Origin of the sequence: Micromonospora sp. WMMA1363, from assembly GCF_030345795.1 — a bacterium.
In the GTDB taxonomy this organism is placed as follows: Bacteria; Actinomycetota; Actinomycetes; order Mycobacteriales; family Micromonosporaceae; genus Micromonospora.
Genome location: NZ_JAUALB010000001.1, coordinates 3,709,183 through 3,722,051 on the forward strand (window position 1 = coordinate 3,709,183; position 12,869 = coordinate 3,722,051).

At 72.3% G+C, this 12,869-nt stretch carries 14 protein-coding genes; 4 read left to right on the forward strand and 10 right to left on the reverse strand.

Annotated elements, in window-relative coordinates; translation table 11 throughout:
• Positions 1-55: 55 nt before the first annotated feature.
• From QTQ03_RS17225 to QTQ03_RS17235, 3 genes are all read right to left on the reverse strand, one after another.
• Entirely contained in the window at positions 56-1,060 is a 1,005-nt protein-coding gene (locus tag QTQ03_RS17225) for a glycine betaine ABC transporter substrate-binding protein (RefSeq protein ID WP_289278950.1), read from the reverse strand.
• A 179-nt stretch (positions 1,061-1,239) separates the two neighbouring features.
• On the reverse strand, positions 1,240-1,962 hold the full coding sequence (locus QTQ03_RS17230; RefSeq protein ID WP_289278951.1) for an ABC transporter permease: 723 nt from the start codon (positions 1,960-1,962) through the stop codon (positions 1,240-1,242).
• A 59-nt stretch (positions 1,963-2,021) separates the two neighbouring features.
• Complete coding sequence (locus QTQ03_RS17235; protein ID WP_289278952.1) at positions 2,022-2,711, reverse strand: ABC transporter permease; 690 nt, start codon at positions 2,709-2,711, stop codon at positions 2,022-2,024.
• Between the two features lie 2 nt (positions 2,712-2,713).
• On the opposite strand from QTQ03_RS17235, the gene QTQ03_RS17240 reads away from it, so the two are divergent.
• Entirely contained in the window at positions 2,714-3,715 is a 1,002-nt protein-coding gene (locus QTQ03_RS17240) for an ABC transporter ATP-binding protein (RefSeq protein ID WP_289278953.1), read from the forward strand.
• A 108-nt stretch (positions 3,716-3,823) separates the two neighbouring features.
• Here QTQ03_RS17240 and QTQ03_RS17245 read toward each other — a convergent pair whose 3' ends face one another.
• From QTQ03_RS17245 to folP, 7 genes are all read right to left on the reverse strand, one after another.
• Positions 3,824-4,321, reverse strand: coding sequence for a hypothetical protein (locus QTQ03_RS17245; RefSeq protein ID WP_289278954.1), 498 nt, complete (start codon positions 4,319-4,321; stop codon positions 3,824-3,826).
• Between the two features lie 51 nt (positions 4,322-4,372).
• Positions 4,373-4,687, reverse strand: a complete 315-nt coding sequence (locus QTQ03_RS17250) for a hypothetical protein (RefSeq protein WP_289278955.1) — start codon at positions 4,685-4,687, stop codon at positions 4,373-4,375.
• 48 nt (positions 4,688-4,735) lie between these two features.
• Positions 4,736-5,962, reverse strand: coding sequence for an ABC transporter permease (locus QTQ03_RS17255; RefSeq protein WP_289280871.1), 1,227 nt, complete (start codon positions 5,960-5,962; stop codon positions 4,736-4,738).
• Positions 5,963-6,067: 105 nt separating this feature from the next.
• Entirely contained in the window at positions 6,068-6,598 is a 531-nt protein-coding gene (locus QTQ03_RS17260) for a DUF3180 domain-containing protein (protein ID WP_289278956.1), read from the reverse strand.
• 19 nt (positions 6,599-6,617) lie between these two features.
• Positions 6,618-7,145 carry a 2-amino-4-hydroxy-6-hydroxymethyldihydropteridine diphosphokinase gene (gene folK / locus QTQ03_RS17265; protein ID WP_289278957.1) on the reverse strand — a complete coding sequence of 176 codons (528 nt, stop codon included), beginning with the start codon at positions 7,143-7,145 and terminating at the stop codon, positions 6,618-6,620.
• A complete protein-coding gene (gene folB, locus QTQ03_RS17270; RefSeq protein ID WP_289278958.1) occupies positions 7,142-7,507 on the reverse strand; it encodes a dihydroneopterin aldolase in 366 nt (121 codons plus the stop codon). Before folB ends, folK begins: the two co-directional genes overlap by 4 nt.
• Complete coding sequence (folP, locus tag QTQ03_RS17275) at positions 7,504-8,472, reverse strand: dihydropteroate synthase (protein ID WP_289278959.1); 969 nt, start codon at positions 8,470-8,472, stop codon at positions 7,504-7,506. The genes folB and folP overlap by 4 nt, the downstream gene beginning before the upstream one ends.
• 340 nt (positions 8,473-8,812) lie before the next feature.
• On the opposite strand from folP, the gene QTQ03_RS17280 reads away from it, so the two are divergent.
• From QTQ03_RS17280 to QTQ03_RS17290, 3 genes are read left to right on the forward strand one after another with little or no spacing between them, the layout of a single operon-like run.
• Complete coding sequence (locus QTQ03_RS17280; protein WP_289278960.1) at positions 8,813-9,124, forward strand: hypothetical protein; 312 nt, start codon at positions 8,813-8,815, stop codon at positions 9,122-9,124.
• 13 nt (positions 9,125-9,137) lie between these two features.
• A complete protein-coding gene (locus QTQ03_RS17285; RefSeq protein WP_289278961.1) occupies positions 9,138-9,539 on the forward strand; it encodes a hypothetical protein in 402 nt (133 codons plus the stop codon).
• Entirely contained in the window at positions 9,536-12,868 is a 3,333-nt protein-coding gene (locus QTQ03_RS17290; RefSeq protein ID WP_289278962.1) for an ATP-binding protein, read from the forward strand. The genes QTQ03_RS17285 and QTQ03_RS17290 overlap by 4 nt, the downstream gene beginning before the upstream one ends.
• The last annotated feature ends 1 nt before the right edge of the window (position 12,869 follow it).

The window sequence follows — 12,869 nt, forward strand, 5'->3', positions numbered from 1 at the left end:
GACCCGGCGCCACCGGGTGACCGGGCGCGGCCGTGGATGCCGTTCGGGCGGCCCGTCAGCCGGCGGCGAGCGCTCCGTCAGAGGAGAAGACGAGGCCGACGCTGGCCGCCCCGGTCTTCAGGGCGTTCTTCGTCTGCGGACCACCGGCGTCGAGTGAACTGAACGACCCGGCCTTGAAGTCGTAGACCTGGACCAGCCCGGCCTGGCACTTCGGCCGCTGCGGGCACTCCGGCGGGCCAGCCAGCACGGTGGCCTGCCCCGAGCACTTCTCGGCCAGGTCGGAAAGGGTGCGTACCGCGTACGTGTCGGCGAAGGCGCGGGTGACGGCGAAGGCGTTCTGGTCCTGCGCGGCGGAGGGCGCCCCGAAGACCAGGCCAGCCCTGTCGCCGGCGATCTTCAGCGCGGCGACCGTCTTGTCCAGGTCCGGCGAGGAGACCGGCTGGGCGTTCTGCCCGTTCTCCTTGGTGTTGAGGAACTCCGCCATGGTGGCCGTGTACTCGGGGACCACCTGGATCTCACCCTTCTCCAGGGCCGGCTCGTAGAGTTCGCGGCTGCCGATCTGCTGCACCGTCACCTGGTAGCCGGCCTCGATCAACGTGATCTTGTACAGCTCGGCGAGGGTCTGACTCTCGCTGAAGTTGCCGGCACCGACCACGATCCGGCCGCCGGGACCCTTCGCGATGCCGGCGGTCAGGTCGTTGGCGGTGGCGAAGTCCGCCGCGGCGACCGCAGGCGTCTTGCGGTCCACGTCGACGGCCTTGTTGAGCTGGATCAGCTTCGGCGTGTCCAGCGCCGCGGAGACCTTGTCCAGCGCGGCGACGAGCTGCGGGGTCGCGACGTCGGCGTTGACCGCGGGGATGACGTTGTCGGTGTCCTGGAGCTTCTTGTCGTCGTCGAGGACGACAAGCTCGTCGCCGGCGACCGGGTCGCACCCGGCCCCGGACGCGGCCTGCTCCGGCGCCTCGGTGCCGGACGAGCCGGCGGCCCCGCAGGCGGTCAGCAGCCCGACCGTGGTGAGGGCGCCTGCCGCGCCGACCGCCAGGCGTGTGCGTGCGCGCATGTATGCCCGCCTTCCGTGTCCCGGCGCGACCCCGGTCGGGTCGGCCGCGTGTCCGACGGGCGATCCGACACCGCCCGCGTTTCCACCCAACATCCTGCACCGGGGTCCGACAATTTCAGGGCGGGCTTTGTCACCGGATCGTCACTTGGGGCCGACCATCGGCCAACCCCGCGACCGGCTCAGCCGCCCGCGACCGCGTCCACCGCACGGCGGTTCGCACCGCGAACGCGGGCTCGCAGCGGTCGCGGGGTGACGAGCCGCTCGACCAGCGCCAGGAGCAGCTCCACCAGCACCGCGAGCCCGGCCACGAGCACGCCCCCGGCGAGGATCTGCCCGCCGCCGGCGGCGATGTCCAGGCCGAAGCCGGCGCGGATGATCTGCCCCAGGCCGCCGCCGTTGACGAACGACGCAAGCGCGGCCGTGGCCACCACCTGCACTGCCGCCGTCCGGAAACCGGCAGCCAAATAGGGCACCGCCAGCGGCAGCTCCACTCTGCGCAGCAACTGCCAACCGGAGAAACCCATCCCGAGCGCCGCGTCCCGGGCCTCCGGGTCGGCCTGGCGTACCCCGGTGTACGCGTTGGCCAGCAGTGGTGGCACCGCGAACACAGCCAGCGCCACCACCACCGCCGGCCGGCCGAACCCGAGGAAGGTCAGCGGCAGGATGGTCAGCAGGGCCAGCGTCGGGATGGCGAGTGTGAGGTTGGCTATCAGTACGACCAGTCCCCCGCCCCGCCCGGCGTGCCCGAGCCAGAGCCCGATCGGCCATGCCACCAGACAGCCAACGGCCACCGCCGCCGCCGACAGCGACAGGTGCTCGGCCAACCGGTCCAGAATGCCGCCCGGGTTGGTCCAGTTCAGCGGATCGTTGAGCCAGACCACCGCCGCCTCGATCGGGTTCACCGCCGCCACCGTTCCTTCATACCCCGCCGGACCGCGCCCGATCTGGTGCCCCGCAACGCTCACGCCGGATTCCGACGACGTAGCCACGGCGTGAGAAGTCGGCCGACACCAGCGAGGACCAGGTCGAGCACCAGGGCGAGCAGGACACAGAGCAACGTCCCGGTCATGATCTGCGCCTTGTAGAAGTTGTTCTGAAAGCCAGCGAAGATGAGCTGGCCCAGGCCGCCCCGCCCGATCACCACACCCACGGTCACCAGGGCCACCGTGGACACCGTCGCCAGCCGCAGCCCGGTCAGGATGCCGGGCAGGGCGAGCGGCAGCTCGATCCGGAGCAGCCGCCCCCAGCGGCCGTACCCCATCCCCTCAGCCGCCTCCCGCACCTCGGGAGGTACCTGCGTCAGCCCGGCGAGCGCGTTGCGGACGATCACCAGCAGCGCATAGAGCGCAACCACACTGAGCACGGTCACCGCCCCGATGCCGAGATACGGCGCGAGGAAGGCGAACAGCGCCAGCGACGGGACCGTGTAGAGGACGCCGGTGACTGCCAGGATGGGGCCGGCCAGCGGCCGGAACCAGTACGCCGCCACCGCGAGCGGCAGCGCCACCAGGACGGCGATGAGCACCGCCCGCGCGGTCAACGAGGTGTGTTCGCGCAGCGCGGCGAAGATCGTGTCAGAGTTGTCCCGCACGTACGGCCAGGAGAACCAGGGGTTACCCGGGTCGGCCCGGTAACTCAGGCGGAAGGACATGTGTGGACGTTACTCCGCGGGAGCGCGCCGGTGCCGGGGCGCAAGCGGCGTCGATCACCCTCGACGCGATCAGCAAACGCTATCCGGACGGCACCGAGGCCGTCCGGGACCTGACCCTGGACGTGGCGGCCGGTGAGCTGACGGTGCTGATCGGGCCGTCGGGCTGCGGCAAGTCGACCGTGCTGCGGATGGTGAACCGGCTCATCGAACCGACCGGCGGGCGGATCCTGCTCGGTGGGGAGGATGTGACGCGGGTGAACCCGGTGCGGCTGCGCCGCCGGATCGGGTACGTGATCCAGAACGTCGGTCTCTTCCCTCACCAGACCGTGAGCGCGAACGTCGGCACCGTGCCCCACCTGCTCGGCTGGCCCTCGGAGCGCCGTCGCCAGCGGGTGACGGCGCTACTCGACCTGGTCGGGCTCGACCCGGCGCGGTTCGGGCGCCGCTATCCACACGAACTCTCCGGCGGCCAGCGGCAACGGGTGGGGGTGGCCCGCGCGCTCGCCGCGGACCCGGTGGTGCTGCTGATGGACGAGCCCTTCTCCGCCGTCGACCCCATCGTGCGGACTCGTTTGCAGGAGGAGTTCCTCCGGTTGCAGGCCGAGGTGCGCAAGACCATCGTGCTGGTGACCCACGACCTCGACGAGGCCGTCCGGCTGGGCGACCGGATCGCGGTGCTGTCCCAGGGCGGCCACCTGGAGCAGTACGACACCCCGTCCGCCGTCCTGGGCACGCCCGCCACTCCGTTCGTCCGCGAGTTCGTCGGCGCCGACCGGGGCATCCGTCGGCTGGCCGTCACCGCGATCACCCGGGAAGCGGTCGAACCGCTGCCCGCGACGACGGTGGCCGGGCTGCCCACGGTCCCGCTCGGCGGATCAGCGTACGACGCACTCAGCGTCCTGCTGACCTCCGCCGCCGACCAGGTGGTGGTGACCGACACGGACCGGCCGGTCGGCGTGCTCACCCGGGGCCGGCTGCTCGACCTGGTTGGCCGGGTCCACTGACGGCCGCACGCCGGTCGGCCTCGCGCCGCTCAGGCACAACCGGTCGGCACCCGGGTCAGGCGCCTCGGGTCGGCAACCGGCTCAAGGCACAACCAGTCGGCAACCGGCTCAGGCACGGCCGCCGAGGCTCGCCGCGCCGACGATCCAGCCGAAGAGGAATCCGTACGAGGCCCCGCCGCCCCCGGACTGCACGACGGTGAGCAGCGAAGAGTCGGAGGCGACCGGAGAGGCCACCAGGGAGGCGAGGCCACCGGCCAGCGAGTACCCAGCCCACCCCGTGAAGAACTGGCTGGCCGAGCCGGGCACCCGGGCCGCCTGCGCGGCGGGAAGCAGATAGAGCAGGCCCGCGGTGAAGAGCACCAGCAGGACGGCCCGCAGGTTCGCGCCGAACAGCCCGCCCGGCACGTCCGGGTCGGACGACCACGCGGGCCAGGTGAGCAGGCGGAGGACCCAGCCGCCCGCCGACGCCTCGTCGGTGTGGTCCCCGGCCCACCCGACGTACGCCGGGCTTCCCCCGACGGCGACCAGCAGAAACGCGGCAACGGCACCGGTGCCCACCGGCGTAACGTACCGGGCGGTGGTGCCGGTCCGGTTGGTAGACGCCACGGTCGGATCAGTCCCCGGGCAACGGCGAGGGGCAGATTCGCCCGGCGGCGGTCATTCGGGATGCCTCATCAGGTAGTCGATGAAAGCCGCCCGCAGCAGGGGGGCCGACTCCTCGTACCCGTGACCGGTCAGTTCCCGCCACAACGCCACCGCCTCGTCAACGGTCGGCCCGACCGAGTTCGGCGCCCCGTCGAGGGCGGCGGCCTCGTCGGCGTTCGGCAGATGCCGCAGCACCGACCAGAAGAAACGCACGTCGCGACGCTCCCGGGCCGCCGCGAACGCCAACTCCCGCAACTCCTCGGTGGACAGTGCGTCCAGTTCTGTGAGGGACCGGCCGGCCGGGGACCTCGATGGTTTGTCGGTCATGCCGCCGAGCCTAACCGGCGAGATCACCGCTGGCCGGGTGGACGGGGCTCACCGGCCACCGGAGTCCCAGCGTCGGTCGGCGTCCCACTGCGGGACGCCCCAGGGGTCCACCGGGTTCTCCACGGACTGGGTCGGCAAGGCCGGCGGCCAGTCACCGATCGGGTCGGCGCGGGTCACCGCCCAGCCGGTGCTGATCCGGCCGTCCGGGTCCAGGCCCCGGTCCGCAACGGACCCACCGGCACGCGGCCGACCGTACGCCTCGACCAGGCGGGTGACCACCAGCCCGACGCCGAGCGCCGCCGCGCCGACCGCCCACCGGCTCACCGAGTGGCCCTCCGACCGCAGGTCCGTGACGACGAGCGTCACCAGCGCCACCGCTAAGGGGGTGCCGAGGATGCCGCCACGACGACCGAAAGCGCTGGTCCCGGCGAGCAGCGACGTGCCGACCGCCAACACCGTCCAGTCGAGCCCGGTGGCCGGCACGACCGGCCCGGCGCCGCCGGTGGCCAGCAGCGCTCCCGCCAGCACCGCCAGCACGGTCGAGACGACCAGCGCGCCACCGGCTACCACCGCCGCGAGCACGCCCCGGCGGCGGGCCGGGTCGACGACCGGCCGGAACCGGCCGCCCAGCCGGCGGACCGGCCGCAGCGCCCCGAACAGCCCGCCGAGCACCGCGACCGCCGCGAACCCGGCAGCCAGGTACACCGCGTCGCCCGTCGGGTCGTAGCCGCCCTGCGGGATCACGGGTGTCGACCGTCGCTCGATGAACACGACCGCTCCTGCCCCGGCGGCGAGGCTGGCCGCCCAGGCGGGGACGTGCAGCACCACCACCGCGAGAGCCAGAAGCAGGCCGCCCAGCGCCGCGGCGGCGAGGGCCAGGCCCACGGCGACGCCCATCCCGCGGTCACCCTGCTCCGCCACGTGCAGAGCCGCCGCGACGGCCACCGGCCCGATCGCCAGGTTCACCACGGCGGCACGCAGGCTCAGCCCCGCCGCCAGCACCAGCAGGCCGAGCACGACCGCGTCGACCAGCAGGCCGCGCAATCCGTCGCCCCGAAATGTTCCCGGCGCCTCGCGCCAGAGCAGGTAGCCGACGCCGGCCAGGCCGGCCAGGAGCATGATCTCCCACACGACGTGCACACCGAGCCGGTCCCGACCGGGCTCACCGTGCACCGGGTCGTCGAAGACGTTTTCCAGCACCGCGCTCGGAATCCCGGACGAGGTGTCGGCGGAGTCCCGGCCCGGTTCGTCGTACCGCATGCGCCCGCCCTTCAGGTGGCCGCCCGTCCGGGTCCGACGCGCACGGGCGGACCGGCGCGGCCGCTGCTCTCCGGTTCGCAGGCAACGTACCTGCGCCGGTAGCCGGGCGAAACCCCCTGCTCAGCGTGGACCGGGACGGCTCTCCCGATCACCGGGCTCACGGTCCTCGTCGTCCTCCTGCTCCGGCACCCGACAGGACCGTTCCAGCCAGAGCGCCGCGGCCACCAGCGCGAGCCCAGCGAGCAGCCCCGCACCGGCGACGGACCGGTCGTTCTGCGCCGCGTCGGTACGCTCCACGAACAGCCACCCGGTCAGGCCGGCGTAGAAACCGGCGAAGATGGCGCCGGCCAGCGCCGACGCCTTGGCGAGCACGACGAAGCGGGCGACCAGCAGCGGATTCACCGGCTCCCTACCCGGACGGCGCTCGATCCGCCCCCGGGTGTTGATCGCGGCGTACGCCTCCAGTACGGCCAGCGCGGCCAGCGTGATCGCCGGCAGCCACGGCAGGTCGGGCAGATAGTCGTAGTACAGGAAGCTGATCAGCAACCAGGCCACCGCGGCGGCCGCGAGACCAGCCACCACCAGGGTCGAGATCCGCGTCGGTCCCATCCGGCCGGGGCCACCCGGAGGCGGCGTCTGGGAACGCGTCATGCTGGTCGACTCCACTTCCTCATGACGTCGACTCTAACGCCAGATCGGGACGGGGACGCAGTTCCAGCGCGTCGGCGGCGACCCGCCCGGCGTTGAGCAGGTCGGTCAGCCAGCCGCGCCCGGGTAGCTGCCCGTACGGCTGGATGTCGATCCACGGGCGCAGCACGAAGGCCCGCAGGTGGGCCCGCGGGTGCGGCAGGGTCAGCTCGGGGTCGTCGCGGAGCACCGGCTCGCCGTCGCCGGTCCAGACGGCGATCACGTCGACGTCCAGGGTGCGCGGCCCGAAGCGCCGCGCCGGGTCGCGCTCACGACCGGCCGCACGCTCCGCCGCCCGGGCCCGCACCAACCAGTCGTCGGGGGCCGCGGCCGGATCCTGCGCCAGCACGACCGCGTTCAGGTACGCGGGCTGGTCGGTGTCCCCCCACGGTGGAGTCTCGTAGACCCCGGAGACCAGCAGCACGGATTCGCCCAGCGCGCCGACCGCCGACCGCAGGTGGGCAAGGCGGTCGCCGAGATTACTGCCGAGGGAGAGCAGGGCACGAGTCATCGGACGCGGGTCCGCGTCATCGTGACGGCCACGTCGGTGAAGGCGTACGGGACAGGCGCCGCCGGCTTGTGCACGGTGACCGTGGCGGTGTGCACCCGGGCGTCCGCCAGGCAGACCGCGAGTAGCCGATCGGCGAGCGTCTCGATCAGGTTGACCGGCTCCCCGGTGACCACCTCGACCAGCCGCTCGGCCAGCTCACCGTAGTGGATTGTGTCGGCCACCTCGTCAGAGACGGCGGCGGGGACCAGATCCAGCTCCAGGACGGCGTCGACGACGAAGTCCTGACCCTGGGCGCGCTCGAAGTCGTACACCCCGTGCCGGCCGTGCGCGCGCAGGCCGGTCAGGGTGATCCGGTCGGTCATCGTTCTCCTCCGTGCCGGTCGGCGGCCGGGACCCCGGTGGCCAGATCGGCCGCGGTCGCCCCGCCCCCGCGGTTGCCGTGCTGATCGGCCGTGCGATGGCCGCCCGCGGTGGAGTGGCTGTCGGCGGCGGCCAGTCGGGGAGCGCCCGTGGCCCGCCAGACGGCCAAGGCGTCCACGGTGGCACGGACGTCGTGCACCCGGACGCCCCAGGCACCCGCCGCCACCGCGAGCAGGCTGGTGGCGACCGTCGCGATCTCGCGCCCCTCGGTCGGCCGCGGCGTGCCGTCGGGCGCGGCCAGCAGCGCGCCCAGGTAGGACTTGCGGCTGGTCGCGAAGAGCAGCGGGAAACCGAGATCGAGCAGTTCGGGCAGGCGGGCGCTGAGCTCCCAGTTGTGCGCCGCGGTCTTGGCGAAGCCGAGCCCCGGGTCGACCACGATGCGATCGGCCGCGACCCCGGCCCGTAGTGCCGCGTCGACCCGCTGTGTCAGCTCGGACCGGACGTCGGCGACGACGTCGCCGTAGCGCGCCAGCTCACTCATCGTGCGCGAGTGGCCGCGCGAGTGCACCAGCACCCAGGGGCACCCGGCGGCGGCCACGACGCGGGCCATGTCCGGGTCGGTCAGTCCACCGGAGACGTCGTTGACCACGCTCGCACCGGCGGCGAGCGCCAGCTCGGCGAGCCGCGCACGGGTGGTGTCGACGCTGACCGGCACACCGGCGGCGGCCAGCGCGCGCACCACCGGCAGCACCCGGGTCGCCTCGGTCTCCGCGTCCACCCGGGCGGCTCCCGGCCGGGTCGACTCACCACCCACGTCGACCAGACCAGCGCCGTCAGACCGCAGCCGCACGCCGTGTGCGACGGCAGCGTCGAGGTCGGCGTACCGTCCGCCGTCGGAAAAGGAGTCCGGCGTGACATTCAGGATGCCCATCACCATCGGGTCCGGGGCCTTTGCCAGATCGGTCACGGGTAGACCGTACCGGTCTCCGTCGGCGGCCCCGAGCAGCCGCGGCGGGTGTGCCGACAAGGGTATTGGCACAGGAGTGCGATCGGACAACGAGGTCGGACCGGGTCGGCTCTTCGCGGCTTGTCGCAAACAGTGGCTGGCCGTACGCTTTGGAATTGCCCGGGATCGAGATGGCGAAGCCTGGAGGGAAGGCCGGAGCGGAACAATCCGCCCAAAGCTCATCACCGACCGTGGTGAGTGACGAACGCGGCACCGTGGCCGCATCACAAGAGCACCGTTCCCGCCAGGCACGTCTACTGCACCACCGCGGCGCCGCCGGCCGCGACATGGGGAGGTTCCAGTGATCGCCATCGAGCTGATGGAGACGGCGCCCGCCGCCGCCGACGCTCTCTCCACCCTGGCGTTGACGCCACTCGCCGAGCCGGCACCCAAGGGCATCGACACCGAGAACATCGTCACCTTCTTCGCCAGCAAGATCGCCCCGATCCTGCTGGCCGCCCTGGGAGTCATCTTCATCGGGCGGGCCAGCCGGGGAGAGATCTCCAAAGTGTTGACCAGCTCGGCGATCGCAATCGTCGGGTTAGCCTTCATCGCCGGGGCCGCCACCCTCTTCTTCGTCGGCGACTACCTGATCGACCTGATCTTCGAATAGGCGCGGGCAGGACATGCGGCTGCGCACCGACGATGACATCTACCGGGCTCGCCTGGTCTACCTCGGGCCGCCCGGCTACACCCTTCCGGTCCACCTCCCGTACGCCCAGTACGGGCTGTTCATGTTGCTCGTTCCCCTCTACATGTTCATCCACTGGTTGTTCACGTTGCAGGTCGAGCTCTTTCCCGCCTGGGAGATCGCGCTCGCCATCGTGACGACCTCGTTCGTCTTCCGGCACGTCGACCCGGACCGGCCGGCGCGCATGGTGATTCGCACCGCGCTGACCGACTGGCGACGCACCCGGGAGCCGGCCGCCGAGCAGCGCGACCCCCGTCTGGTCGGCAGCCGGATCAGGATCCGAGAGGAACTTGGCATGACCGGGCAGGGCAACGACACGGGTGAGGCGGTCGCATGAGTCGCTCCTCCACGCCGGGATCTCCGGCCGCCCCACATGGTGACCGCACGCGTTCGTTCGACTACGCGGAGGTGGTCGAGGTGGACGAGGCCGTCCTCGACCCGGCCCTGGCCAGCACACCGGGCTACGGCGGGGTAGGCGTCTTCCAGGCTCCCCGCCCCCTGTCCCGGCGGGCGCCGACGGAAGGCGCCCCGGCAGACGGCACGGACATCGACTCCCCGTTCCTCGATCTGTTCGGTGCGAACCGCCCGGCACGCTCCGCTCCCGCCCGGCCACCGGTACGCGAGCTGCCGACGATCCCGCAGCAGCCGGCCGCCGCCGAGCCGGCGGAACGGCGGCAACCGGCCGTCCGAGCTGCCCGGGTCGAGTCGGTTCAACAACCCGCAACGCCGGCCGAACCGCCCACGCGGACCAGTGCACGGGCGGCCGACGACCAAGCGGCGCTCGCGCCGTCCCAGTCCGGTCGAGCCACCGGTCAGCGGCCAGCCACACCGTCGACGCCCTGCTCGTACGACGACGAGGTCGAGTCACCCGCGCGGTCGCCCCGGGTCCCGCACCAGGTCGGCGACCGCCTTCCCGCGCTCCGACTCCCGGCGGACCAACCGACCACGGCACCGGCACCGGCACCGGCACCGGCCGAGCCGAACGCGCACCGCGACTCCGAGCAGATACCCGAGCGGGCGGGCACCCGGGACGTGACGCCACGACAGCGGTCCGCCGGCCGCCCGGGCCGCCCCACAAAGCCAGTTCGGGTGAATGCACCAAGGATCAAGTTTGGCGACCGTGATCCAGCGGTCGAGCTGGCCATCACCGAAATCGCCGGGCATCTCACCTTCACCCCGAACACCGTCACCGCCTGGTACTGGCTGCCCGAGGTGCGCTGGGCGTTCCGGCCGGACGCCGAGCGGGAAGCACTGCTCTCGGCCATCTCCGAGCAGTACGCCGGGCTCGCCGGGTTCCGCCTGCACCTGCGGCGCACCACCCGCCCGTTCCCGGCCGACGAATGGGCCCGCACCATCGACACGCACACCTCGGTGCCGCTGCCCGACGTGCCCGGCACACCCGGCTGGGGCGACCATCTCGTGGCGGCGCAGCGGCACCTGCTGTCGGTCAACCACGCCGAGGGGCAGACGTACCTCGGGGTGACCTTCGCCCGGCGATCGTTGGGTGACTCGCTGACGGAGCGGTTGCTGCGCACCTTCGGTCGGGGCGTAGCCGAGGGTGAACGGCGTAAGCTCGGCCGTACCGTCGAGCAGTTCGACGAGGTGCTGGGCGCCTTCGGCATGCGCGGGCGGCGGGTCACAGCCCAGGAACTGGAGTGGCTGCTCTACCGCTCGGTCGCCCTTTGCATGGCACCGCCCGGTCGGCTCTCCCCGGTCACCGACGGGCGGTGGGAACGCGGCGACCTACTCGCCCTGACCGAGCAGGTGGAGCGCTACCGCACCCCGTACGGCTCCACGGTCAAGCTGGTCAATCGGATGACCGGCGAGGAACGGCACGTCGCGGTGCTCGCCGTCGGTCGGATGGAGCCGCTGGAGATCCCCGAGCGGCACGAGCCCTGGCTACACTTCCACGAGCGGCTGCCCTGGCCGATGGAGCTCTCGAGCCGGGTCGACATCCTCGGCTCCGGCGACTCCTTCCGCAACCTGGAGCACCGGCTCCGGATGATCCGCTCCCAGCAGCTCGACTACGCCGAACACGGCATCGACGCGCCGCCCGAGCTGGAACGGCTCGCGAAACGGGCGCTCGTGATCGGCGACGAAATGACCACCGGGTTGCCCGTCGACTCCGCACGCGCGCACGGCTGGCACCGGATCGCGGTCGGTGGCCGGACGCGCGAGGAGTGTCTGGAACGCGCCCGGCGGCTGATCCAGCTCTACTCCCGGGAACTGCGGATCTCACTACAGCATCCGAAGAACCAGGACTGGCTGGCCCGCGAGTTCATTCCCGGCGAGCCGATCGCCAACACCGGCTACGTCCGACGGATGCCCGTCAACCTCCTCGCCGCCGCCCTCCCGCAGGCCGCTTCCACCGTCGGCGACCGCCGCGGCGACCTGATCGGGCGGACGGCCGGCACCTGCCGCCGTCCGGTCTTCCTCGACCTGCACTTCCCGATGGAGGTCCGGGAGCGTTCGGGGCTCGCGGTCTTCGTCGCCGAACCGGGTGGCGGCAAGTCCACCCTGCTCGGTGCCCTCGGCTATCTGGCGGCGCGGCGTGGTGTCCAGGTGACGCTGCTCGACCCGTCCGGCCCGCTCGCCCGGCTCTGCGCGATGCCCGAGCTGCGGCCGTACGCGCGCGTGCTGAACCTGACCGGCTCCGAGCACGGCACCCTCGCACCGTACTCGCTGATCCCCACACCGCTGCGCAGCGAGTTCGCAAGTGGCGCGGCAGGCGACCGGGAGTTCGAGATCGCCGTGTCCAACGCCCGCGCGGAGCGCCGGATGCTCGTGCAGGACATCTGCATGATGCTGGTGCCGCCGCAGGTGGCCCGGGAGGCGTCCACCGCCACCCTGTTCCGGCACGCCGTCCGCCAGGTGCCGGCCGAGGAGACGTCCACGCTGGACGACGTGGTCGCCTGCCTCGGACAGCTCGACGACCACGCCGGCAAGGAACTGGCCAACCTGCTGTTGGACACCGCCGAGATGCCGCTGGCCATGCTCTTCTTCGGCCGCCCGCCGGAGGGACTACTCGGCTCCGAAGCCGCGCTCACCGTGATCACCATGGCCGGGCTCCGCCTGCCCGACCTGAAGATCGAGCGTGAGTACTGGTCGGCCGAGGAGGCACTCGCCCTGCCCATGCTGCACACCGCCCATCGGCTGGCGGTACGACGCTGCTACGGCGGTTCGATGTCGTCCCGTAAGCTGGTCGGCCTCGATGAGGCGCACTTCATGGAGGGATGGCGCTCCGGCCGGTCGTTCCTGGTCCGACTCGCTCGTGACTCCCGCAAGTGGAACCTCGCCGCCCTGGTCGCCTCACAGAATCCGAAGGACATCCTGGGCCTCGACGTGCAGAATCTGGTCTCCACCGTGTTCGTCGGCCGAATCGCCGAGGACGCGGAGATCGCCACCGAGGCTCTGCGGCTGCTGCGGGTCCCCGTCGACGACGGGTACGAGGCGACCCTCGCCTCCCTGTCCGCCGCCGACGCCACGTCGGCCGCCAGGCTGGGCTTCCGTGAGTTCGTCATGCGCGACGTCGACGGGCGGGTGCAGAAGGTCCGGGTCGACGTCTCCTACGTCGACCGGCTGCTCGACCACCTGGACACCACGCCGGCGGCGGTCGCCGCCGCGTCCGGGGCGCTGCCGACGGCAGCAGCGGATCTGGAGGCGTGAG